Source organism: Tardiphaga sp., from assembly GCF_044340795.1.
Lineage (GTDB): Bacteria > Pseudomonadota > Alphaproteobacteria > Rhizobiales > Xanthobacteraceae > Tardiphaga.
The window spans coordinates 1-23,738 of the sequence record NZ_JBIISY010000052.1; the positions used below are offsets into that span (position 1 = coordinate 1).

Below are 23,738 nucleotides of genomic sequence, written 5' to 3' on the forward strand. Positions count from 1 at the left end.
TGTCGCCGTTCTTCTGCTGGTACAGCTTGATAGCATTGTTGATCTGCTGGCCAGTGGAAGCCTGGCCTCCGGTCATCGGCACGATCAGGCCGATCTTCACGGTCTCCTGCGCCTGCGCGACCGCGCCCAGCGCGAACACGCCGGCGGCAGCCACGGTGGCGGAAATGAACGTCCTCAGCATCGTATCCTCCTCTGTGCGTGATGTCGGCTCTTGCAGGCCGGAAGATCGTTGTCCCCATACGCGTTTGTCCGCGATATCGAAGCCATGTTGACGTGTCAACACTCGCCTTGACAATGCGCAACGGACTGGTGAATTGCGTAATTCCGACGCATCGCGGCATGCTGCTAAAGTACTAGCAGGTGCTGTGACGCTCCTGTTTGGGACGTTTCAGAGCATTCATTTCGCATGACGAAGCCGGTCATCAACCACACGCGATACGTCCCTGCCCTCATCAACTTCCTGGCCAACAAGCTGGCCGGCGGGGCATCGGGGGCTTATCGGCGGGAATTCGGCGTCGGGGTCACCGAGTGGCGCATCCTGTCCAAGCTCGCCAGCGAGGACGCCTGCACCGCCCAGCAGATCTGCCAGTATTTCGACCTCGACAAGGGACTGGTCAGCCGGACGCTGAAGTCCCTGGCCGATGGTGGCAATGTCACGGTTGTCGATCAGGGCGACGGCAAGCGCATCATCGTCATGACCAAGGCCGGCCGCGCGCTGCATGACCGCATCATCGAACTGGCGCTCGACCGCGAAAGCGTGCTGCTGGACTGCCTGAAGCCAGACGAGGTGGAGGTGCTGATCGACCTCCTCAGGCGACTGCTGGCGCAGACGCCGGCGGTTAATGCCGTGCAGGTGCGGAAAGCGGGAGCGCCAAAGCGGAAGACCTGATCGGTGCACCGGCGACGCAGGTGCAAAAAATTACACCGACCCGCTCCCGTTACCTTCCATTTTTCGCAACTGGCCCCATATTTGGTGAGCGTTCACCCACCTTCCACTCAGCCGTGTTGTTTCCAATGTTTGCCACCCGCCGCCTGGCCGCTGTTTTTGGCCTTTTCTTGCTGTCCTGCGGCCTGTCCGGTTGCGGGTCGATCAGCTCATTCGTGGCTGGGGGCATGGCCGACCTGATCCCGTCCTGGGCCGGCGGCCTGCCTGCCGATGCGCCGCCGCGGCCGGGGACGCCGGAATATGAGGCCTACGCGGCAAAGCAGCGCGAGCATCGGCAAGGTGACACGGCCCCCGGGCCAGATCCGGCGACATCGCCTTCGGCCGACGCGATTCATTAGAGCACTCCGCAGGTTTGTCGTCGCCCGGCTTGACCGGGCGATCCAGTAGACACTGCAGGTAGCGAGTATACTGGGTCACCCGGACAAGCCGGGTGACGACAGAGGAGCGCGTGGCTCAGTTCGTGAACACCACCGTCTTCTTGCCATTGAGGATCACGCGATCCTCGAGGTGATAACGCACGGCGCGGGCCAGCACGCGGCGCTCGATGTCGCGGCCCTTGCGGACGAGGTCTTCCGGCGAGTCGCGATGGCTGATGCGCTCGACATCCTGCTCGATGATCGGACCTTCATCGAGATCGCTGGTGACGTAATGGGCGGTCGCGCCGATCAGTTTGACGCCGCGCTCATGGGCCTGGTGATAAGGCCGCGCGCCCTTGAAGCCCGGCAGGAACGAGTGATGGATGTTAATGCACTTGCCGGAGAGCTTTGCCGACATGTCGTCCGATAGGATCTGCATGTAGCGTGCGAGCACCACGAGTTCGGACTTCGTCTCGTTCACGAGATCCCAGATCGCGGCTTCCTGCTCGCGCTTGGTCTCCTTGGTGATCGGCAGATGGTGAAACGGAATGTCACCGAAATCGATGCCGTTATAGGTCTCGCGCGGATGGTTGGAGACGATCGCGGTCGGGATCATTTCCAGTTCACCGGTGCGCCAGCGATAGAGCAGATCGACCAGACAATGGTCCGACTTCGAGGCCAGGATCATCACCCGCCGCTTCGTCTCCTGGTCACGCATCAACCAGACCATCTTGAAGCGTTCGGCGATGGCGCCGAAGCCTGTCTGCAGCGCGCCGAGATCGACATTCACATCCGCAGCGGTGAACACCACGCGCATGAAGAACACGCCGGTCTCGCTCTCGTTGAACTGCTGGGCATCGACGATGTTCTGGCCGTTATGGGCGAGGAAGGTCGAGACGGCGGAGACGATTCCAGGACGGTCCGGGCAGGACAGGGTGAGGACGAAGTGGTGCGACATGTGCGGCTACTGTCTTGAGATTCAGAGGAAATTTTGCCCTGCTCTACCACTTGGCATTGGCTTCCGCCAATCCGATTGCGCGCTGCAGTAAATGAAAGGATGCCGTGATGGCTGAGCGACTGGACGGCAACCGCATCCTGATCCTGGAAACCCGCGAGGAAGCCCAATTCTCCAGACTTCTCAAGGAGAAAGGCGCCGATGTCCGGCAATGCCCGATGTTCACCATCGAGGATGCGCCAGACCCGAAACCGGTTCTGGACTGGATCGCCCGTTTCACGGCTAACCCCTTTGACGATCTCGTCTTAATGACCGGCGAAGGCCTGCGGCGCATGCTCAAACTGGTGCGGCAACACGGTGGCGACACGGAGATGGTTGAGGCAATCGCCAAATCGCGAAAATTTGCGCGAGGGCCGAAGCCGGGCAAGGCGCTGCGCGAGATCGGCCTCGCCCCGGACGTCACCACGGAGAAGCCGACCTCGGAAGGCATCGCCGAGATGCTGGCGACCTACGATCTCAAGGGACGCCGGGTCGGGCTGCAGCTCTATCCGGAGAAGGACCATGCGGCGCTGATCGGCGCCATCGAGGCGCAAGGTGCCGTCGTCGATACGGTGCTACCCTATGTCTACGATTCCAAGGCGGCCGATACGAACATCCTCGCGGCGATCGACGAGATGGAGAGCGGCCGCATCGATGCCATCGCGCTGACGAGTTCGGGTCAGGTGCGCCGCCTCGTTGATGCAGCGCGCGCGCATGGACGCGAGGATCAACTGCGCAACGCACTTGCGAAGACGCCGATCGCGTCCGTCGGTCCTGTCGTCTCCGATGAACTTGTGGCCTACGGCTTCCGCGCATCGATCACGCCGGCCGAGGATGCGTTCTTCATGCGGCCGCTGATCTCTGCCATGTCCGTTGCGCTTGCGCGGAATTCGGCAAGCTGACTTGACGCATCGGCTCAGCCCGACATGATGCCCGTTCAAGACAAGAAGAACGGGTGGAAATGGAATGCCGAAACTCCCGCTGTCAGATTTGCGCGTGGTGGAAATTGGATCCGGCGATCAACTGGGCTACTGCGGCAAACTGTTTTCCGATTTCGGCGCAGAAGTCATCAAGATCGAGCCACCCGGCGGCGATCCGATGCGGCGACATGCTCCGCTGTTTGATGCCGGCAATGGCAAAAGCGAGAGCGGCGTTTTTGCCTGGCTGAATACCAACAAGCACAGCGTCATCGCCGACCTCGAAAGCGCTGGGGATATCACGCATCTTAAGAATCTGCTGCAGAGCTGCGATCTGCTGCTCGACGCACGGCCACCGTCGATCATTCCCACATCGCTGCTCAATCACGATGGCCTGCGCCGAGACAATCCCGGCCTCGCCATCACCGCGATCTCCTGGTTCGGCGAGAACGGGCTCTATTCAGATTTCCATGCCACCGACTCCATCTGCCGCGCCCTCGCCGGCTGTGTGAAAATGGTCGGAGCCAAGGAAGGCCCACCGGTTCTGCCGGGCGATGGACAGATCTCCGTCATGACCGCCCTCACCGCTTTCATTCCGACACTCGCCGGTCTCTACGATCGTCAACGCGGCGCGCGGCGGTTTGCGGTCAGCGCTCACGCAGCGATGCTGCATATCAGCGAGTTCGATACCGGCCTCGCATTGGAGTCCGGCTTCACGCGACCGCGCACTGCGCTGAATCGTTTCGGCCGCGGCTATCCCGTCGGCAATTTCCCCACCAAGGATGGCTGGCTCGGTGTCACTGTGGTGACCCCGGCTCAGTGGGCGGCATTCTGCGTGATGCTCGGCCTGCCCGAGCTGGAGAAAGAAACCAGATTCACCGATGGCCTCGCCCGCTCGGTCAATTCGGCAGAGCTTGCGGCCATCTTCCAGCCGATCCTGCTGCAGAAGAGTGCGCAGGACTGGTTCGAGATGGGTATCGAACTGCGCATCCCGCTCGCGGTGGTGCCAAGCATGGAAGAGCTGCTGCGCCAGCAATATTATCGCGACCGCGGTGCCTTCGCAGACGTGACCATCGGCAGCGGATCATTCGAGGCGCCCGTACTGCCGCAGCGCCTCACCGGCTCGCCGCCGATCGCGAATGGCAAGGCGCCGCTGGCAGGCAGCGACGATGTTACCAACTTCAAGGCGCGCGATCGCATCGCGACACGACAAGCGACGTCTGACGATCCGCTGCCATTGAAGGGCCTGCGCATCGTCGATCTCACCATGGGGTGGGCCGGCCCCACGGCGACGCGGCAGATGGGCGATCTCGGGGCTGACGTGATCAAGGTCGAGTCGTGCCAGTATCCCGACTGGTTCCGCGGTACCGATCCGCGCGGGCCCTATCACCCCGAACGCACTTACGAGAAGGTCTACTGGTTTCAGCAGATGAACCGCAACAAACGCGGCATCACGCTGGATCTCACCAATCCCAAGGGCCTCGCGCTGCTGAAGCGCCTGATTGCCGATGCGGATGCCGTGATCGACAACTACGCGGCCGATGTGATGCCACGGCTCGGTCTCGATCCGGATTCCATGCGCAAACTCAATCCGCGACTGATTGTGGTCACGATGCCGGCTTTCGGCATGAAGAGCATATGGAGTGGCGTGCGCGCCTATGGCTCGACATTGGAGCAAGCTTCGGGCCTGCCCTCCGTCACCGGCCGCGAAGGCGACCCGCCGACCATGGTGCATACGGCGCTCGGCGATCCCTATGGCGGCGTCAGTGCGGCGGCGGCGCTGATGATCGGCTTCATGCATCAGAAGAAGACCGGCGAAGGGCAACATATCGACCTCAGCGCCACCGAGGCACTGCTGCCGATGGTGGCGCCCTCGGTCATCGAGCAATCCATCACCGGCACGACAGGCCCACGGCTCAGCAACCGCCATCCGCGCTACGTGCCGCATGGCTGCTTCCCCTGCATCGGCGAGGATCAGTGGCTCACCATTGCTGTGCGCAGCGACGCGGAATGGCAAGCGCTCTGCAAGGTCATCCATCGCCCGGACCTTGCCGAGGACACGACCCTGGCCACAGCCGATGGGCGTCGCGCCGATGAAGACCGCATCGAGGTGGCGATCCGGCACTGGACCATGACGGTGCGGCCGGAGCTTGCCATGAATGCGCTGCAGGATGCGGGCATCCCCGCCGGCACCGCGCGACTGCCGATGGACATGGCGGGCGATCCGCATCTGCTCTCGACCGGACATTGGCAACCGGTGACGCGCCGGTTCATGGGACCGCATCTGTTGCCCTCGGTTGCCTATCGTGAAGGCAGTTCCCGCGCACCCTATTCGATCACCCGGCTCGCGCCGACCCTCGGCCAGCACAATGACGAAGTGCTGCGCGAGGTGCTCGGCCTCGGCACAAGCGAGATCGCCGAATTGCGCAGTGCCGAAATCATCGGCGACACCGCGACATCCAAGAAGGCCAAGCCGGTCGCCCCCGCGACGTAATGCACCTACGACGAACGGATGCTTGCAGCCTGTGCTGCATTCGCTCACACTCGCCTTCAAGAACCGCCAGCGGATGGATCAACAAAGATTCGACGCTGGGACCACGGTCGTTCGAAGCAATATTCAGGGAGAAAAATCATGCACAAACGGCATCTTATCAAATTGGCCATTAGCGCATCGCTCGCGCTGCCATTGTTCGGCACCGCAGCAATGGCGCAGGAAACCGTCAAGATCGGTTACATCGATCCGCTCTCGGGCGGCGGCGCCAGCGTCGGCGAAGGCGGCCTGAAGACCTTCCAGTTCCTTGCCGAGGAACTCAATGCCAAGGGCGGCATTCTCGGCAAGAAGGTCGAGGTCGTCGGGCTCGACAACAAGACCAATCCGCAGGAAAGCCTGATCCAGGCGCAGAAGGCCATCGACAGCGGCGTGCGCTATATCACCCAGGGCAACGGCTCGTCGGTCGCCGGTGCGCTCAGCGACTTCCTCACCAAATACAACGATCGCAACCCCGGCAAGGAAGTCCTGTATTTCAACTATGCTGCAGTCGACCCGGTGCTCACCAACGACAAATGCAGCTTCGCGCATTTCCGCTGGGATGCGAATTCCGACATCAAGATGGAAGCGCTCACCAACTACATGAAGGGCGTGCCGGCCATCAAGAAGGTCTATCTGATCAATCAGGACTACTCCTTCGGCCAATCGGTGCGCACCCAGGCTCGCGCCATGCTGAAGGCCAAGCGCGCCGATATCGAGATCGTCGGCGACGAACTGCATCCGCTGCTGAAGATCACCGACTTTGCGCCCTATGTCGCCAAGATCAAGGCCTCGGGCGCCGACACCGTCATCACCGGCAATTGGGGCCAGGACATCGCGCTGCTGCTGAAGGCAGCGGCTGACGCCGGGCTCAAGGTGGGCTGGTACACCTATTATGCCGGCGGCGCCGGCGGCCCCACCGCCATCAAGCAGACCGGCCTGAACCATCAGGTGTTCCAGATCACCGAAGGCTTTGCCAATATCGACCACAAGTCGTCGGTGGATTTCGAAAAGGCGTTCCGCGCCAAGGCCAATATGGGCCTGTGGTATCCGCGCGCGGTGAACCAGATGCGGATGTTCGCGGCCGCGGCCGAAAAGGCGAAGTCGCTCGAGCCGGTAAAGGTCGCAGCGGCGCTTGAAGACATGAAGTTCGACGTCTTCAATGGCGGCGAAGGCATCATGCGCAAGGACGACCATCAGTTCTTCCAGCCGATCTACATCTCCTCCTTCGGCGAGCGCACCGAGAAGGAGCCGTTCGACGAGGAAAACACCGGCTGGGGCTGGAAGCTCGCCGCCAAGGTCGACACCAAGGACACCATGCTGCCGACCACCTGCAAGATGGAACGGCCGTAAGACGCCAGCGAAGAATGATGGCCTGGACGGGGTGAACCACACACTCCGTCATGCCCGGGCTTGACCCGGGCATCCATCTTCTTCCTCTCGCAAAGATGGATGGCCGGGTCAGGCCCGGCCATGACAGCGTTTCATCGGCGCTGCCTTCGACTAGACACCGAGGTCCTTCGTGCTCGAACTCATCGTCATATCCACGCTGAACGGCATTCTGTTCGGCATGCTGCTGTTCCTGATGGCCTCGGGCCTGACGGTGATCTTCAGCATGCTCGGCGTGCTGAATTTTGCCCATGCCTCGTTCTACATGCTGGGCGCCTTCTTCGGCTTTCAGATCAGCAAATGGGTCGGCTTCTGGCCGGCGCTGATCATCTCGCCCCTGCTGGCTGGCGGACTCGGTGCGCTCGTCGAGCGCTACGGCCTGCGACAGGTGCATAAATATGGCCATGTGCCGGAGCTGCTGTTCACATTCGGATTGGCGTTCGCCATCGAGGAAGTCGTGTCGATCGTCTGGGGCAAGAGCCCGGTGGATTTCCGCGTTCCGGCGCTGCTCGACTTCCCGGCCTTCACGCTGTTCTCGACCAATTATCCCGCCTTCAAGATCTTCATGCTGGTGATCTCCATCGTGATCTTCGCCGGCCTGCTGATCACATTGAAGAAGACCCGCATCGGCCTGATCGTGCAGGCCGCCCTCACTCATCCGCATATGGTCGGCCATCTCGGCCACAATGTCGGGCGCATCTTCATGCTGGTGTTCGGCGTGGGCACCGCGCTCGCTGCCGTCGCCGGCGTGATCGCAGGGCCAGCCCTGGTGACGCAATCGAACATGGCGGGACTGCTGGGGCCGATCCTGTTCGTGGTCGTGGTTGTCGGCGGCCTCGGCTCGCTGCCCGGCGCTTTCCTGGCCTCGCTGCTGATCGGCCTCGTGCAGACTTTTGCGGTGTCCATGAACGGCTCGCTGGCTGGCGCTTTCGGGCCACTGAGCCCTGACCTTGCCGCCACCTGGCTGGCCGATATCTGGAACGTGACCATCGCCCAGATCGCGCCGATCATGCCCTATGTGCTGCTGGTTCTGATCCTGATGTTCCGCCCTATGGGCCTGCTCGGGACACGCGAAACATGAGCGACGCCACCATGACCATTGCGCCGCCCGCGGCCTCCGCCTCCGATCGCCTGAAGTTCTACGGCATGTGGATCGTCGCGGCTGCCGCGCTCGTGATCCTGCCGAAAATCTTCTCGTCGGGCGGATCGCTGACCACCTTCAGCCTGATCGGCATCTCGATCATCTTCTCGCTGTCCTACAACATCCTGCTCGGCCAGACCGGCATGCTGTCTTTCGGACATGCCGTCTATTACGGACTCGGCGGCTTTCTCGCGATTCATGCCATCAACATCATCGCCAAGAACAAGTTTGCGATCCCGCTGCCGCTGGTGCCACTGATCGGCGGGTTCGCCGGTCTCGGCTTCGCACTTCTGTTCGGCTGGGTCTCCACCAAGCGATCCGGCACCGCCTTTGCGATGATCTCGCTCGGCCTCGCTGAACTCGTGGCGTCGTCCGCACTGATCCTGCGCAGCTTCTTCGGCGGCGAGGCCGGCATCTCGGCCAACCGCACCAAGGTGCTGCGGCTGTTCGACTGGAGTTTCGGGCCGCAGATCCAGATCTATTATCTGGTCGCGGCATGGACGCTGATCGCCGTCATCGCCATGTATGCCCTCACCCGCACGCCGCTCGGGCGCATGTGCAATGCCGTGCGCGACAATCCCGAACGCGTGCAGTTCGTCGGCTATGATCCGCATGTGGTGCGCTTCATCGCGTTCTGCTTCTCCGGCTTCTTCGCCGGCATCGCAGGCGCGCTGGCCGCGATCAATTTCGAGATCGCGAACTCCGCCTATCTCGGCGCCGTGCAATCCGGCACCGTGCTGTTCGCAGCCTATATCGGTGGCATCGGCTTCTTCATCGGCCCGATCGTCGGCGCCATCTTCGTGACGCTGCTGTCGCTCGGCCTCTCCGACCTCACGCAGGTGTGGCAGCTTTATTTCGGCCTGATCTTCATCGCCGTGGTGATGTTCGCGCCCGGCGGCCTGACCGGCCTGATGATGATGCACTGGCCGCTGATCAAGGCAGGCACCATCGCCCGCGTGCTGCCGGCGTATCTGATCGCCTTCGTGCCGACGCTGGCGATGCTGGTCGGCCTGATCCTGACCATCGAGGTCACCGTGTTCCACATGGTCCATGCCGGCGGCAATTCGCACATCAAGGCGTTCGGCATTCCGTTCGATGCGGAGAATCGCGGCGTCTGGGCGATTGCCGCCGTGCTGCTGATCGGTGGCGCCTTCCTCGCCCGCCTCACCTGGAGAATGATCGCCGCACGCTGGGATGACGCCCTCACCGAAGCCCGTGCCAAGGGAGTGGCCGCATGACCAATGCCATCGAAATGCACGGCGTCGAGAAGACCTTTGGCATCACGAAAGTGATCCAGGGTGTCGATCTCACCGTCGCCAAGGGCGAACGCCATGCGCTGATCGGGCCGAACGGCGCCGGCAAGTCCACCACGTTCAACCTGATCTCCGGTTATATGAAGCCGACCAGCGGGACCATTCTGCTGAACGGGCAGGATATCGTCGGCCTGCCGCCGTTCCAGATCAATCGCCGCGGACTGTCGCGCTCGTTCCAGGTCACCAATGTCTTTGCCAAGATGACGGTGTGGGAGAATTTGCGTTGCGCCGTGCTGTGGGCCACCGGCCATCGCTACGCGTTCTGGAAGAATGTGGACGCTCTGCCCGAGGTGCGCGAGCGCACTGCACAGATCCTGCAGGACATCAGCCTGGTGTCGCGGCGCGACGTACCGGCGGGGCTTTTGACTTATGCCGAGCAGCGCGCGCTGGAGATCGGCATCACGATTGCCGGCGGCGCCGATGTGATCCTGCTTGACGAGCCCACCGCCGGCATGAGCCATGCCGAGACGGAACGCGCCGTAGAGCAGATCAGGCGGCTGACCGAAGGGCGGACGCTGCTGATCGTGGAGCACGATATGAGCGTGGTGTTCGGACTCGCCGATCGCATCTCGGTGCTGGTCTATGGCGAGGTGATCGCCACCGGTACACCGGACGAGATCCGCGGCAACAAGAAGGTCAAGGAAGCCTATCTCGGCGAGGAGGCTGCCTGATGCTCGAGGTCAAGGATCTCCACGCCTATTACGGCAAGAGCCACATCCTGCAGGGTGTCGACATGCATATCGACACCGGCGAAGTGGTTTCGCTGCTGGGGCGCAACGGCGTCGGCCGCTCGACCACCGTCAAGGCCATCATGGGCGAGGTGCCGCCGCAGGGGAGCATCAAGTTCAAGGGCAAGGACATTGCCGGCCTGCCGAGCTTCAAGATCGCGCATCTCGGCCTCGGCTATGTGCCGGAACATCGCGACATCTTCCCGGGCCTGACCGTGCGGCAGAACCTGCTGCTAGGCGTCAAGGACGCGCGAAAACCCGGCAAATGGCGGCTCGACGACATGCTCGACATGTTCCCGAATCTCGCCCGCCGCGCCGATACGGCCGCCGGCGTGCTGTCCGGCGGCGAGAAGCAGATGCTGACCATCTGCCGCACGCTGATGGGCGATCCCGAACTGGTGATGATCGACGAACCGACGGAAGGTCTCGCGCCGCTGATCGTGCAGCAGGTCGGCGACCTCCTGGCCGAGATCGCACGACGCGGGGTGGCGATCCTGCTGGTGGAGCAGAAGCTGTCGATCGCGCTGCGCATTTCGCACCGGGTCTATGTGATGGGCCACGGCCGCATCGTGTTCGAGGGCACGCCGGCGGAGCTGAAGGCAAATGACGGCGTGCGCAAGGAATGGCTGGAGGTCTGAGCCTACTCCCCGTAGGTGCTCAGCCGCTCCAGATCGATCACCGTCACGCCGCCATATTCAAGCCGCAGCAGCCCCTCCTTCTCGAGGGTCTGCAGGCATTGATTGGCCTTCTGCCGCGAGATGCCGGAGATCGCGCCCAGCTCTTCCTGCGTGATCTCCAGATGCCGCGTGGCATCACGATACAGGATCGGGTTGAACAGGGAGGCGATGCAGCGCGCGAGCCGCCCTGTCGCATCCAGCATGCGGCCATATTCGGTGAGCGCGATGAACTGGCCGAGGCGCTCGTTGAGCAGCGACACCAGGAAGCGATTGAAGCCGACGCTGTTCTCGAAAAGCCAGAAGAAGGTCGTCCTGTCCATCAGGGCGACACGTGAATCGCGCATCGCCACGATGTCGTAACGGCGCGGTTCGTTCTTCAGAACGCTGCCCTCGCCGAACCACGCGCCCGCCGTGAGGCCGGTGATGCTGACTTCCTTGCCGCTGCGCGAAATCGTGCCGATCTTGACGAGGCCCGACACCACGCCGGTCCAGTAATCGAACACGTCGCCGCGCATGGAGATGAACTCGTTCGCCTTGAACGATCGCTCGGTGATGCCCGCGCGCGCGACCTCGATTTCCCGGTCGCTGAGATCGCGCGCCCAGGCGGCGATCCTCTTCAATTGATCCGCAGCAATCATGCCACCGCCGCCATCTACCTTGTTGCGACGCAACAAACCATGCCACGCGACAAATTGCCGGGCAGATTGTCCGGCGCGAGACATTTCCCACGCCCGGTTTAACGTAGGGAGGATGACCGCGGAAGGTTCATTAGTCGAATGGCCTGCGATGCCCCGGCGATATAAGCTCAGGGCGTTACCGTGGACGGGATAAAGAGCGCGCCAAGCGCCGTATCTGGGAGGGCCTACGTGACGGTTGCTTTGGAAGTACGCGGCGTATCATTGCGCTTTGGCGGCGTGCGCGCGCTCACGGATGTGAGCTTCGCCGTCAATCAGGGCGAGCTGTTCTCCATCATCGGCCCCAACGGCGCCGGCAAGACCTCCATCGTCAATTGCATCTCCGGCCGCTACAAGCCGACCGAAGGCCAGCTATTCTACGGCGGCAAGGAGATCACCAATCTCAACACCAATGCCCGCCCGCGCATCGGCATCGGCCGCACCTTCCAGAACCTCGCGCTGTTCCATCATATGAGCGTGCTCGACAACATCATGGTCGGCCGCCACCACCTGCTGAAGAACAATTTTCTCACCGGCTCGCTCTACTGGTTCACCGGCGCGCGCAAGGAAGAGCTGGAGCATCGCCGCAAGGTGGAGGAGATCATCGACTTCCTCGACCTGCAAAGCGTCCGCAAGGCGACCGCCGGCACCCTGCCCTATGGTCTGCGCAAGCGCGTCGAACTGGCGCGCGCCATGGCGCTGGAGCCGAACCTCATTCTCCTCGACGAGCCGATGGCCGGCATGAATTTCGAGGAGAAGGAGGACATGGCCCGCTACATCGTCGATCTCAATGAAGAGTTCGGTATGACCGTGATGATGATCGAACACGACATGGGCGTGGTGATGGATATCTCCCACCGCGTGATGGTGCTCGATTTCGGCCGCAAGATCGCCGAGGGAGATCCGGCCGCCGTGCTCGCCGATCCGCATGTGAAGCGCGCCTATCTCGGCGAAGAAGACGAATTGCTGGTCGATCCCGACGACGCTCCCGTCAATGAGGAGAGCGCGGCATGATGGACTATGCAGCCCGCGTCAAGCAGGCCGACACCTATCCAAAGCTGCTGCGTCTCAATGCCAAGGAGCACGGCAAGGAGATCGCGCTGCGCGAAAAGGATTTTGGCCTCTGGCGTGAATTCACCTGGGATGACTACCACAACCGGGTGAAGGATTTTACGCTCGGCATGGTCGAGCTCGGCATCGGCCAGGGCGATGTGATCGGCATCATCGGCGACAACCGGCCTGACTGGGTTTCCGCCGAGATCGCGGCGCATGCAGTTCGCGGCATGAGCCTCGGCCTGTATCGCGACGTGCTGGACGAGGAAGCCGCCTATCTGCTGAACTACGGCGAGGCGAAGATCGTCTTTGCCGAGGACGAGGAACAGGTCGACAAACTGCTCACCCTCGCCGACCGCGTTCCGGCGCTAAAGCATATCGTCTATAGCGATCCGCGCGGGATGCGGAAATATGACGATCCGCGTCTGCTGGAAGCCGACAAGCTCGCGCATATGGGGCGCGAGCGCGCGGCGAAGGAACCGGCGCTCTACGATCAGATGGTCGATGCTACTCGTGGTGAGGATGTCGCGGTCCTTTGTACCACATCAGGCACGACGTCGAATCCAAAACTCGCCATGCTCGCGGCCGGCCGCGTTCTCGGCCATTGCGCAGTGTATCTGTCCTTCGATCCCAAGGGGCCGGATGACGAATATGTCTCGGTGCTACCGCTGCCATGGATCATGGAACAGGTCTATGCGCTCGGCAAAGGCCTGCTGTCGCGGATGAAGGTCAACTTCGTCGAGCAGCAGGACACGCTGATGAACGATTTCCGCGAAATCGCGCCGACCTTCGTGCTGTTTGCGCCGCGGGTCTGGGAGGGCATCGCCGCCGATGTCCGCGCGCGCGTGATGGATGCCTCGCCGCTGAAACAGAGCCTGTATGAGCTCGGCATGAAGACCGGGCTCAGTGCCCTCGCCGATGGCAAGCGTTCCGTGGTCGCCGATGCGCTGCTGTTCCGCGCCTTGCGCGATCGTCTCGGCTTTACGCGCCTGCGCTCGGCCGCTACCGGTGGCGCGGCGCTGGGGCCGGATACGTTCAAGTTCTTCCGCGCTATGGGCGTGCCGCTGCGCACGCTCTATGGCCAGACCGAAACACTCGGCGCCTTCACGCTGCACGCGCCGGATGCCGTCGATCCCGATACTACGGGCATTGCGATGGGCGACAACATCGCCATCGAGGTCCGCGATCCCGACAGCCAGGGCGTCGGCGAGATCGTGGTAAAACACCCGAACATGTTCCTCGGCTATTACAAGAACGAGGAAGCTTCCGCCGCCGACCTGCGCGACGGCTGGATGTATTCCGGCGATGCCGGCTATTTCAACGACGACAAGCAACTCGTCGTCATCGATCGCATCAAGGACCTCGCCGAGACCGCACGCGGCGAGCGCTTCTCGCCGCAATATATCGAGAACAAGCTGAAATTCTCGCCATATGTGGCGGAGACCGTCGTGCTCGGCGCCGGCCGCGATGCCTTGGCCGCGATGATCTGCATCCGCTACTCGATCATCTCGAAATGGGCCGAAAAGAACCGGCTGTCGTTCACGACGTACACCGATCTCTCTTCACGGCCCGAGGTCTATGCGTTGCTGCAGAAAGAAGTCGAGACGGTGAATGCGACGCTGCCACCGGCGCAGCGCATTTCGCGGTTCCTGCTTCTGTACAAGGAACTCGACGCCGACGACGGCGAGCTGACGCGGACGCGAAAAGTCCGCCGCAACGTCATCAACGAAAAATATGCCGATATCATCGACGGCATCTATGGCGGCAAGAGCGAGATCCCGGTGGATACGACGATCCGATTTCAAGACGGGACATCGCAGCGGATTCGGACGAAGCTGAAAGTGGTTGATATGGGGACTGCTGCGCGGATGGAGGCGGCGGAATGAACACCCAGTTCCTCCTCCAGCTTCTCGTCAACGGCCTTGTGGTGGGCACGCTCTATGGCGTGGTCGCGATGTCGTTCGTGCTAATCTACAAGGCCACGCAGGTCGTCAATTTTGCCCAGGGCGAATTGCTGCTGATCGGCGCCTGGGTGTGCTGGACGCTGCTGACCAAATATCAGGTGCCGTTCTGGCTCGGCATGCCGATGACCCTGGTCTTCATGTTCGCCTTCGGCATCCTCGTTCAGGTGGTCATCCTGCGGCCGCTGATCGGCGAGCCGATCATCTCGGTGATCATGGTGACAATTGCGCTCTCTGCCGTATTTCAAGCCGCGCTGAAATGGATCTACGGCGTCAACCCACAGCCCTTCCCGCGTATCTTTACCAGTCAGGCGGTCACCATCGGCAGCCTGCAGATCCAGACCGTCTATGTGATGAGCCTCGTCGTTTCCGTGCTGATGATGGTCGGCATGGCCTGGTTCTTCAAGGTGTCGAAATGGGGACTCGCGATGCGCGCCACGGCGTTCAATCAACAGGTGGCGCAGTCGCTCGGCATTTCCGTGAAAACCGTGTTCGCCATGGCCTGGGCGATCTCTGCCATGGTCTCCGCGGTGGCCGGTGTCGTCGTCGCGGTCGTCAACGGTGTCTCATCGGGTCTGTCAATCTACGGCATCAAGGTGTTCCCGGCCGTGATCCTCGGCGGCCTCGATTCCATCGCCGGCGCGGTGGTCGGCGGAATCATCATTGGCCTCTTGGAAAACTTCGCGCAGTTCATCGACAGCGAATATCTGCACTGGGGCAATCTCTACGAGATCGCGCCGTTCTACGTGCTCATCATCATCCTCATGATCAAGCCTTACGGCCTGTTCGGCACCAAAGACATCGAGCGGGTGTAAGCCATGGCGAATTCCACACTCCTCCCCGCTGGCGACTTCCGCTCCTCCTACGCGGTCGACACCACGATTTTCCCGACCACGACGAGCCGGAATTTCGCGATCCTCGGGATCGCCCTCACCTGTCTCGCTCCGATGGTGTTTAGCGACTACTGGCTGAGCATCCTGATCCAGATTGGCATCTATGGCATCGCCGCGCTCGGGCTGAACATCCTGGTCGGCTTCACCGGCCAGATCTCGATCGGCCACGCCGCGTTCTTCCTGCTCGGCGCCTTCACCTCGGCCTATATTTCCAACAAGACGTCGATCCCGGTGTTCTTCGCGATCCCGCTGGCCGGCATCGTCACCGCCATTGTGGGCCTGATCTTCGGACTGCCGGCGGCCCGACTGAAGGGGCTCTATCTCGTCATCGCCACGCTCGCTGCGCAATATATCCTGATCGACTTCTTTTCCCGTGCCGAATGGTTCTCCGGCGGCTCGGTGCCGGCGATGGCCGAACCGTTCTCGATCTTCGGCTATGTGCTGCGCGGCGACCGGCAGTATTTCTATGTCGTGCTCGCCTATGTGGTGGTCAGCTATCTCCTGGTCACCAATCTCATGCGCTCACGCGACGGCCGGGCGCTGGTGGCGGTGCGCGACCACTATCTCTCCGCCGAGATCATGGGCATCAATCTCACGAAGTACCGCACGCTGTCCTTCGGTCTCGCCGCCTTCTTCGCCGGCATCGCGGGTGCGCTCTATGCGCATTACCAGCTCGTCGTCTCCAACGAAGGTTTTGGCATCGAGCGCTCGATCCTGTTTCTCGCCATGGTCATCATCGGCGGCACCGGCTCGATCATGGGCACGCTGATGGGCACCGCCTTCGTGGTGCTGGTGCCGGAAGCGATGGAATGGATCAGCATGGAGCTGAAAGGCGGCGTCATCGACAAGGCGCTGGCGCTCAACAACAACCTCACCTTTCTGCGCGAGATCGCCATCGGCGTCATCATCATCGCCTTCCTGGTGTTCGAGCCGGACGGGCTCGCGCATCGCTGGCGACAGATCAAGGCCTACTGGAAACTCTACCCGTTCTCGCATTGAGGACGGCGAACTGCTCAAGACTATAAAATATAAAACGCTGGGAGAATGCTCATGACGATGAAATCATTTCTGACTTCTGCATCACTCGCTCTTCTCATTGCAGGCGCGTCTGCTTCCGCGCAGGCGCAGATTGCCGTCGGCCACCTCGCCGATTACTCCGGCGGCACGTCGGACGTCGGCACGCCTTATGGCCAGGGCGTGGTCGATACCTTTGCCTGGATCAACAAGAATGGTGGCATCGGCGGCAAGCAGGTCAATCTCGACAGCAACGACTACGGCTATCAGGTGCCGCGCGCGATCGCACTGTACAAGAAGTGGTCGGGTGGCGAGAAGGTCTCGGCCATCATGGGCTGGGGCACGGCGGATACCGAGGCGCTCACCGGCTTCCTTGCACAGGACAAGATCCCGGATATCTCAGGCTCCTACTCGGCAGCGCTGACCGATCCGACCGGCGCCGGCGGCAAGGCGAAGCCTGCGCCGTATAACTTCTTCTATGGCCCGAGCTATTCGGACGCCTTGCGCGCCGAGCTGACCTGGGCGGCGGAGGACTGGAAGGCCAAGGGCAAGTCCGGCAAACCGAAATATGTCCATATGGGCGCCAACCATCCCTATCCGAACGCACCGAAGGCGGCGGGTGAAGCCATTGCTGCCGAGCTCGGATTTGACGTGCTGCCGCCGCTCGTCTTCGCGCTGGCGCCGGGCGACTACAGCGCGCAATGCCTGAGCCTGAAGAGCTCCGGCGCCAATTACGCCTATCTCGGCAACACCGCGGCCTCCAACATCTCGGTGATGAAGGCCTGCAAGGCAGCCGGTGTCGACATCCAGTTCATGAGCAATGTGTGGGGCATGGATGAGAATGCCGCCAAAGCTGCGGGCGATGCCGCCGACGGCGTGATTTTCCCGCTGCGCACGGCGGTCGGCTGGGGCGGCAATGCCCCGGGCATGAAGACGGTGCAGGAGATTTCAAAGATCTCTGATCCCTCGGGCAAGATCTATCGTCCGGTGCATTACATCGCCGGCGTCTGCACCTCGCTCTACATGAAGGAAGCCATCGAATGGGCCGCGAAGAATGGCGGCACGGGTGGTGAGAACGTCGCCAAGGGCTTTTACCAGAAGAAGGACTGGGTACCGGCCGGCATGGAGGGCGTCTGCAATCCCTCGACCTGGACCGACAAGGATCACCGCCCCACCACCAAGGTCGATCTGTATCGCTCGAAGGTCTCGGGTTCGACCGATGGCGACCTCAATGACCTGATGGCGAAGGGCACGATCAAGCTGGAGAAGGTGAAGACGGTGGATCTGCCACGCAAGCCGGAATGGCATGGGTGGTAAGCTAGCGACGAAGCCAATGGTTTCCCTCCCCCAAGCCGCCTAGCGGCGCAGTGGGGAGGGTCCGCCGTAGGCGGGGGTGGGGTGCCTCCGCATATGACAGAGTTCGTGGAAGCACCCCACCCGACCGGCCCAAAAAGGCCGGCCACCCTCCCCACTGCGCGCAGCTTCGCTGCGCTGGAGGGAGGGAAAGATAGAGCCGCAACCGGGGAGTCACATTGGTGCAGACGACACTTCAGCCCGAAGCCAAAGTTGCAGCTGCGATGGCTCCTGCCCCCCTCCTCGACGTCCGCAACATCGAGGTCGTCTATGACGACGTCATCCTCGTGCTGCGTGGCCTCAGCATGGAGGTACCCAAGGGCGCTATCGTCGCGTTGCTCGGCGCCAATGGCGCCGGCAAGTCGACGACGCTGAAGGCGATCTCCGGCCTGCTCAAGACCGAGGATGGTGAAGTCACGCGCGGCGAGATCATGTTCGACGGCGAGCGCATCGACGGCACTGATCCCGACAAGATCGTCCGCCGCGGCATCTTCCAGGTGATGGAAGGCCGCCGCATCGTCTCCGACATGACGTCGCTGGAAAACCTCCGCCTCGGCGCCTTTACACGACGCGACAACGAGGTCTCCTCCGACATCGACATGGTCTATGACTACTTCCCCCGCCTGAAGGAGCGCACCGGCCTCGCCGGCTATCTCTCCGGCGGCGAGCAGCAGATGCTGGCGATCGGACGCGCGCTGATGGCGCGGCCGAAGATGATCCTGATGGACGAACCGTCGATGGGCCTGTCGCCGCTGTTGGTGAAGGAGGTCTTCGCCATCATCAAGAAGATCAATCGCGATCTCGGCGTCACCATTCTGCTGGTCGAGCAGAACGCCCGCGCAGCGCTCTCGGTGGCGAGCCACGGCTATATCATGGAACAAGGCAAGGTCGTGCTCGACGGCACCGCCGACGAGTTGCGCGACAACGAGGACGTGAAGGAATTCTATCTCGGCGGCGCCGGTGACCAGCGCAAGAGTTTTAAAAACCTCAAGAGCTTCAAGCGGCGGAAACGGTGGCTCTAGTTTTGCACGACCTGCTCACGGCACGCCGCCCCGGCGCAGACAAGGCCCGTCTTGCGCGCCAGGATCGCGCGCACGCGGCGCGATACGATGAACACGATCGCGATCATGGTGACCACCGCCACCGCCATCAGCGCGCGCTTGAAAGACGATCCCTCCTCCAGCAGCAGCGCGCGTCCGGATGCGCCGAGCCAGGTGTACATCACCAGCTGCGGCATCGTGCACAGCGTGGTGATCACCGCATAGGGCAGCAGGCCGATCTTGGTCAGCCCGAACAGATAATTCTGCGCCGAATTCGGCAGCGGGCCGAAGAAGCGCATCAGCGCCATGATGCGCCAGCCCTCGTCATTCACCGCCTGCGCAATCACGCGCCAGCTGGCACGCCTCTCGATCTGTCGCTCGACCCAGCCGCGCAGAACACGGCGCGCCAGGATGGCCGCCAGCACCGAGGCGACGGCAGCGACCGGCAGGATCACCATCAGCGACTTCAATCCGAATGCCGCGCCCGCGCCGATCACGACGAAGGTACGCGGAAACGGCAGAAACGAGGACGCAACGACCAGTGCCGCCAGGACGCCCGCTGCTGGAAGATCAAGATGGCCCCAGCTCTCGAGCCAATGGACGATATGGTCTGACGACATGATTTTCCCGTAGCACGACCACACGGGCCAAGGAACGACCGCAACGTCGCAACCACCAGGACACAGCCAGATGCGCCACTTCGATGCCCTCGAGAACTGCGACCCGTCGCACCGCCATGCCAATCTGTTCTCCCGGCTCCCCGACGTGCTGCGTCACGCCATGCAGGCGCCGGCCTATATGGAACATCTCAAGGGGATCAATCCGGCAGCCATTGTCAGCCCGGCGGCGCTGGCGCAGCTTCCGGTGCTGCGGAAATCCGACCTGCCGGCGCTGCACAAGGCCAAGCCGCCCTTCGGCGGCTTCGTGGCGGCCCAGCCGGGCTCGTTCGGCCGGCTGTTCACGTCGCCCGGCCCGATTTTCGAGCCGGAATCCAGGCAGGCGGATCCCTGGCACGGCGCGCGGGCGCTGCATGCCGCCGGGTTCCAGCCGGGCGACATCGTGCTGAACACGTTCAGCTATCACCTCGTCCCCGGCGGCTTCGTGTTCGACGGCGCCGCCCGGGCGCTGGGCTGCGCTGTGATCCCGGCCGGACCCGGCAATACGGACCAGCAGCTGGAACTGATCGAGACCTATCGCCCGGCCGCCTATACCGGCACCCCGGACTTCCTCAAGATCCTCCTGGACGCCGCAGGGAAGGCCCAGCGCGACGTTTCCTCGATCAAGCGGGCTCTCGTGTCCGGCGCCGCGTTCCCGCCCTCCCTGCAGGCCGAAATCAAGGCACGGGGCATCGATGCCTATCAGGCCTATGCCACCGCCGATCTCGGCGTGATCGCCTATGAGAGCGCGGCCCGGGACGGGCTGATTCTCAATGAAGACCTGATCCTGGAAATCGTCACCCCCGGCACCGGCGATCCCGTGGCGCCCGGCGATGTCGGCGAGATCGTGGTGACGTCGCTGGACCCGCACCATCCCTGGATCCGGCTGGCGCTGGGGGACCTCACGGCTGCCCTGCCCGGCCGCAGCGGCTGCGGACGGAGCAATCTGCGCATCAAGGGCTGGATGGGCCGCGCCGACCAGGCGACAAAAGTCAAAGGGATGTTCGTGCGCCCCGAGCAGATCGCGGAAATCGGCAAGCGCCACCCGGAGCTTGGCCGGCTTCGGCTGGTCGTATCCCGCGCCGGCGAGAGCGACGCCATGGTGCTGAAAGCCGAAGCCAATGGCGATGCCGGCCTCGTCGACGCCGTCACCGCGACCTTGCGCGCGGTGAGCAAGCTCGGCGGGACCGTGGAACTGGTGCCGCAGGGCTCGCTGCCCAATGACGGCAAGGTGATCGCCGACGAGCGCGGCGGCTAGCGCGCAGCGCACAAAAACCGCGGACTTCGCGATCCGATCCTGCTATGCAGCGACCGAGTTCCGAAGATCGCGACCAATCTGGATGCTGAAACTGCTGCAAACCACCGAAACCTGGCTGCGTCACCCCACGGTGACGAAGATGATCAGTTTCGGGGTCATCGGCATTGCCAATGCCATCATCGACTTCGGTGTGTTCAGCATCGCCTATCAGGTGCTGAACATTCCGATCGTGCCTGCCAACGTGCTGGCATGGATGGTCGCAGTGTCATGCTCCTATGTCATGAACACCATGATCACGTTCCGTGCCGAATCCGGACGCGTGCTTCGTCGCAAGGACTACCTCGTCTTCGCCGCGTCAGGCGTGCTCGGCATGATCGCCAATACGGCCACGCTCCTGCTGCTCTCCAGCATCATGCCGGTCTATGCCGCCAAGATTTGCGCAATCTTTACGGCCTTTGTCGTGAACTTTGCGATGTCACACTTCGTTGTGTTCCGGACGAAGCCACGCGGCTGACCATCGTCATTCAGACAAGCACACGCGGACATATCTACCAATCGCGCGAGACGATGCAGCGATCTTAACGGTTCTGCATTGCTGTAGCTGACATGACGATCGATCCCTGCAATCCCTGCGAGGCACTTTCGCGCGGCGACGCAGGAATGATCGCGCTGCTTGAGCGTCGCAACGCGTCGCCAGACATGACGCGCAAGAGGATGAAGCCAGGCGATGACATCTCGACTCGTTCGATATCTCAAGCTCGGCCAGCAGCGGCTGAGCGTCTTGCATGAAATTCTGCAACACCCTCTCAATGAAGGATCGCGCGCGAGAACCTTGCGACGTTACGTTGCCTGGAATCTCACGCGCGCCGTCATCGATCGAAAAGTGGTGCTGCCGCTGCCGCACGATCTGCAGATCATCGTGCCCAACCAGAGCAATTTCGCCACCGGCCTGTATCTCCACCAGCTCTATGACTTCAGCAATATGGGCTTCTTCTGCCATTTCCTCCGCACGGAAGATCTCCTGCTCGATGTCGGCGCCAATATCGGCGTTTACGGCCTGCTGGCGACAAAGAGCACGGGATGCCAGGTGATCGCCTGCGAGCCGGCGCCCGATACATTTCGGACCCTGGCGGACAATGTGCGCCTCAATCGTCTCGACGACCGCATCGAGCTGCACAATGCGGCCGTGGGCGATGCCGAAGGCACGTTGACGATGTCGGTGGGCCAGCACGGCCTCAATCACGTGGTGCAAGGTGGCGGCACGACAGTGCCGCAGCATCGCCTCGACGACATCAACGGCGAGCGCATGCCGCGCGCGCTGAAGCTTGATGTCGAAGGCTATGAGATGCACGTGCTGCGCGGCGCGCCGCGAATTCTCGCCAATCCCGCCTTCAAGGTGGTGATGGTGGAGATCAACGGGCTGATCGAACGCTATGGCGAAACCGTGGACGGCATTCGTGCACATCTGCGCAGCCACGGTTTTGCGCCGGTCGCCTATGATCCCGCAACGCGACAGCTCGCCCCGGGCGGCGAACATGACGAGATGTTCGTGCGCGATCCCGATTTCGTCAGCGAGCGCGTGCGCAGCGCCCCGCCCTTCGTGCTGTTCGGCAAGACCTACTGAGCGTCCGGTCCGAGCACGCGATCGGCTTCGGCCACCGCGCACAGGATGTGATAGAATGACGACGCCGGGATCGTATCGACCAGCGAATTGCCTTCCGCGTCGAACTGGTCGTACCAGCCGCCTCTGACCGGATGCTGCAGATAATGCTTGTCGAGGCGTGCAAGCGCTGCGCGCGCCTCATCAGCTGCGCCCGCGACTCCTGACTCGGCCTGCGCCAGCCACGCCTTGATGATTTCCGTCTGCGGCCAAAGCCGGCGCGTGGACTTCACGACATTGCCCTGCACATCGCCTTCATCGATCAGACAGCCGGTGGCATCGCGATAGCGCAGCGCGGCTTCCAGCAACGGCGCGCGATATTTCCCGGTCGGACAACCGGTGATGCGCTCGAATTGCTTCAGCAGCCACACCCATTCGGCCTGGTGGCCGGGCTCGACGCTGACCGGCTCGATGCGCGACCAGTCCTGCTCGAAATACTCGCCAAGTATGCCCGTCTTTGAATCAAACAGATTTGACACGAACAGCCCGAAAATATCGCCGGCGCGCTGCTGGAATGCGGGGTCGTGGGTGGCATCGAAGGCCGCAATGAAGGCCTCGAACATGTGCATCTGCGGATTCTGCCGCCGAGGCATGGCGGCGGGAATACCTTCGACATAGCCACCATCGGGAGAGCGGAGCTGCGTGTCGATGAAGTGCATCAGGCTGTCGATTTCGGCGCGGACACGAACGTCGCGATCGAGCTGATAGACGGTCGCCAATGCAAGCAAGACAAACGCGTGATCATAGGTGTCGCGCAATGGATTGAGGACGGAGCCATCGGGCGCGATGATATGGACATAGCCGGGGCGGCCGTCGGGCGACTTTGCCTTGGCGATCAAATAGTCAAGCGCCTTGCGGGCGATCACCGCCCCCTCGGGAAACCAGCCGAGATGAGCGGCCTTGGCGAAGCAGTAGATCTGGCGGGCTTGAACGCGGACACGGCGGGGGGCGGCGAAGTCAGGATCGCTGGCGGAAGTGAGACGCTCGACAAACCCGCCCTTGCCGCTATCCCAGCCAACGGATGACCAGAAGCGCAGTGCCACCGTCATCCGTTGCGCGAGCAAATTTGATTCATTTTCTGGCAGCACCTGGATAACCTCCTCATCACGACGATCATTCATACTGTCCCGACCTATTCCCGTGCACTAGCTGGGAGAACTTATATCGACTCCGTGGAGGGGCGTCAGG

At 62.3% G+C, this 23,738-nt stretch carries 22 protein-coding genes and 1 pseudogene; 18 read left to right on the forward strand and 5 right to left on the reverse strand.

Translation table 11 applies throughout. The features are described 5' to 3' along the window. Positions 1 to 181 (reverse strand): annotated as a pseudogene (locus tag ACIQ17_RS11160) (ABC transporter substrate-binding protein); the annotation flags it as partial. 225 nt (positions 182 to 406) lie between these two features. Between ACIQ17_RS11160 and ACIQ17_RS11165 the strand changes: the two are divergent. Together ACIQ17_RS11165 and ACIQ17_RS11170 are read left to right on the forward strand one after the other, a co-directional pair. Then, on the forward strand, positions 407 to 889 hold the full coding sequence (locus ACIQ17_RS11165) for a MarR family winged helix-turn-helix transcriptional regulator (RefSeq protein WP_398468431.1): 483 nt from the start codon (positions 407 to 409) through the stop codon (positions 887 to 889). Positions 890 to 1,113: 224 nt separating this feature from the next. Then, complete coding sequence (locus tag ACIQ17_RS11170) at positions 1,114 to 1,284, forward strand: hypothetical protein (RefSeq protein WP_398468433.1); 171 nt, start codon at positions 1,114 to 1,116, stop codon at positions 1,282 to 1,284. 115 nt (positions 1,285 to 1,399) lie between these two features. Here the strand turns inward: ACIQ17_RS11170 and purU are convergent, their stop codons facing one another. Continuing rightward, positions 1,400 to 2,260: a formyltetrahydrofolate deformylase gene (gene purU, locus ACIQ17_RS11175; RefSeq protein WP_398468435.1), complete on the reverse strand. Its 861-nt coding sequence runs from the start codon at positions 2,258 to 2,260 to the stop codon at positions 1,400 to 1,402. Between the two features lie 107 nt (positions 2,261 to 2,367). On the opposite strand from purU, the gene ACIQ17_RS11180 reads away from it, so the two are divergent. From ACIQ17_RS11180 to ACIQ17_RS11210, 7 genes are all read left to right on the forward strand, one after another. Continuing rightward, a complete protein-coding gene (locus ACIQ17_RS11180) occupies positions 2,368 to 3,198 on the forward strand; it encodes a uroporphyrinogen-III synthase (protein WP_398468437.1) in 831 nt (276 codons plus the stop codon). A 64-nt stretch (positions 3,199 to 3,262) separates the two neighbouring features. Continuing rightward, the gene (locus ACIQ17_RS11185) at positions 3,263 to 5,707 is read left to right on the forward strand and encodes a CaiB/BaiF CoA transferase family protein (RefSeq protein ID WP_398468439.1); all 2,445 of its coding nucleotides are present in this window, start codon (positions 3,263 to 3,265) and stop codon (positions 5,705 to 5,707) included. 138 nt (positions 5,708 to 5,845) lie between these two features. Next, complete coding sequence (locus ACIQ17_RS11190; RefSeq protein ID WP_398468441.1) at positions 5,846 to 7,093, forward strand: branched-chain amino acid ABC transporter substrate-binding protein; 1,248 nt, start codon at positions 5,846 to 5,848, stop codon at positions 7,091 to 7,093. A gap of 169 nt (positions 7,094 to 7,262) precedes the next feature. Then, on the forward strand, positions 7,263 to 8,210 hold the full coding sequence (locus ACIQ17_RS11195) for a branched-chain amino acid ABC transporter permease (protein WP_398468443.1): 948 nt from the start codon (positions 7,263 to 7,265) through the stop codon (positions 8,208 to 8,210). Continuing rightward, positions 8,207 to 9,508 (forward strand): branched-chain amino acid ABC transporter permease, encoded by a 1,302-nt coding sequence (locus tag ACIQ17_RS11200; protein ID WP_398468445.1) that lies wholly within the window; start codon positions 8,207 to 8,209, stop codon positions 9,506 to 9,508. Before ACIQ17_RS11195 ends, ACIQ17_RS11200 begins: the two co-directional genes overlap by 4 nt. Continuing rightward, positions 9,505 to 10,254: an ABC transporter ATP-binding protein gene (locus ACIQ17_RS11205; RefSeq protein WP_398468447.1), complete on the forward strand. Its 750-nt coding sequence runs from the start codon at positions 9,505 to 9,507 to the stop codon at positions 10,252 to 10,254. Before ACIQ17_RS11200 ends, ACIQ17_RS11205 begins: the two co-directional genes overlap by 4 nt. Next, entirely contained in the window at positions 10,254 to 10,949 is a 696-nt protein-coding gene (locus tag ACIQ17_RS11210) for an ABC transporter ATP-binding protein (protein WP_398468449.1), read from the forward strand. The genes ACIQ17_RS11205 and ACIQ17_RS11210 overlap by 1 nt, the downstream gene beginning before the upstream one ends. Positions 10,950 to 10,951: 2 nt before the next feature. Here the strand turns inward: ACIQ17_RS11210 and ACIQ17_RS11215 are convergent, their stop codons facing one another. Then, positions 10,952 to 11,626 carry a Crp/Fnr family transcriptional regulator gene (locus ACIQ17_RS11215; RefSeq protein WP_398468484.1) on the reverse strand — a complete coding sequence of 225 codons (675 nt, stop codon included), beginning with the start codon at positions 11,624 to 11,626 and terminating at the stop codon, positions 10,952 to 10,954. Between the two features lie 228 nt (positions 11,627 to 11,854). Here ACIQ17_RS11215 and ACIQ17_RS11220 point away from each other — a divergent pair, with 228 nt between their 5' ends. The 6 genes from ACIQ17_RS11220 to ACIQ17_RS11245 all read left to right on the forward strand — a co-directional run bounded on the left by ACIQ17_RS11220 (position 11,855) and on the right by ACIQ17_RS11245 (position 18,958). Continuing rightward, positions 11,855 to 12,676, forward strand: coding sequence for an ABC transporter ATP-binding protein (locus tag ACIQ17_RS11220; protein ID WP_398468451.1), 822 nt, complete (start codon positions 11,855 to 11,857; stop codon positions 12,674 to 12,676). Next, positions 12,673 to 14,601: a long-chain fatty acid--CoA ligase gene (locus ACIQ17_RS11225; protein ID WP_398468453.1), complete on the forward strand. Its 1,929-nt coding sequence runs from the start codon at positions 12,673 to 12,675 to the stop codon at positions 14,599 to 14,601. Before ACIQ17_RS11220 ends, ACIQ17_RS11225 begins: the two co-directional genes overlap by 4 nt. After that, complete coding sequence (locus ACIQ17_RS11230; protein WP_398468455.1) at positions 14,598 to 15,491, forward strand: branched-chain amino acid ABC transporter permease; 894 nt, start codon at positions 14,598 to 14,600, stop codon at positions 15,489 to 15,491. The genes ACIQ17_RS11225 and ACIQ17_RS11230 overlap by 4 nt, the downstream gene beginning before the upstream one ends. Before the next feature lie 3 nt (positions 15,492 to 15,494). Then, positions 15,495 to 16,568 carry a branched-chain amino acid ABC transporter permease gene (locus tag ACIQ17_RS11235; RefSeq protein ID WP_398468457.1) on the forward strand — a complete coding sequence of 358 codons (1,074 nt, stop codon included), beginning with the start codon at positions 15,495 to 15,497 and terminating at the stop codon, positions 16,566 to 16,568. A gap of 51 nt (positions 16,569 to 16,619) precedes the next feature. Further along, entirely contained in the window at positions 16,620 to 17,900 is a 1,281-nt protein-coding gene (locus tag ACIQ17_RS11240; protein ID WP_398468460.1) for an ABC transporter substrate-binding protein, read from the forward strand. A 260-nt stretch (positions 17,901 to 18,160) separates the two neighbouring features. After that, positions 18,161 to 18,958: an ABC transporter ATP-binding protein gene (locus ACIQ17_RS11245; protein WP_398468486.1), complete on the forward strand. Its 798-nt coding sequence runs from the start codon at positions 18,161 to 18,163 to the stop codon at positions 18,956 to 18,958. On the opposite strand, the gene ACIQ17_RS11250 is transcribed toward ACIQ17_RS11245, so the two are convergent. Beyond that, positions 18,955 to 19,596, reverse strand: a complete 642-nt coding sequence (locus ACIQ17_RS11250) for a TVP38/TMEM64 family protein (RefSeq protein ID WP_398468462.1) — start codon at positions 19,594 to 19,596, stop codon at positions 18,955 to 18,957. The genes ACIQ17_RS11245 and ACIQ17_RS11250 overlap by 4 nt on opposite strands. A 70-nt stretch (positions 19,597 to 19,666) precedes the next feature. Here ACIQ17_RS11250 and ACIQ17_RS11255 point away from each other — a divergent pair, with 70 nt between their 5' ends. The 3 genes from ACIQ17_RS11255 to ACIQ17_RS11265 all read left to right on the forward strand — a co-directional run bounded on the left by ACIQ17_RS11255 (position 19,667) and on the right by ACIQ17_RS11265 (position 22,514). Then, on the forward strand, positions 19,667 to 20,890 hold the full coding sequence (locus ACIQ17_RS11255) for a phenylacetate--CoA ligase family protein (RefSeq protein WP_398468464.1): 1,224 nt from the start codon (positions 19,667 to 19,669) through the stop codon (positions 20,888 to 20,890). Positions 20,891 to 20,972: 82 nt separating this feature from the next. Beyond that, complete coding sequence (locus tag ACIQ17_RS11260; protein WP_398468466.1) at positions 20,973 to 21,404, forward strand: GtrA family protein; 432 nt, start codon at positions 20,973 to 20,975, stop codon at positions 21,402 to 21,404. Positions 21,405 to 21,722: 318 nt separating this feature from the next. Then, complete coding sequence (locus ACIQ17_RS11265) at positions 21,723 to 22,514, forward strand: FkbM family methyltransferase (RefSeq protein WP_398468468.1); 792 nt, start codon at positions 21,723 to 21,725, stop codon at positions 22,512 to 22,514. On the opposite strand, the gene ACIQ17_RS11270 is transcribed toward ACIQ17_RS11265, so the two are convergent. Further along, on the reverse strand, positions 22,508 to 23,599 hold the full coding sequence (locus tag ACIQ17_RS11270) for an AGE family epimerase/isomerase (protein WP_398468470.1): 1,092 nt from the start codon (positions 23,597 to 23,599) through the stop codon (positions 22,508 to 22,510). The genes ACIQ17_RS11265 and ACIQ17_RS11270 overlap by 7 nt on opposite strands. Positions 23,600 to 23,738: the final 139 nt, after the last annotated feature.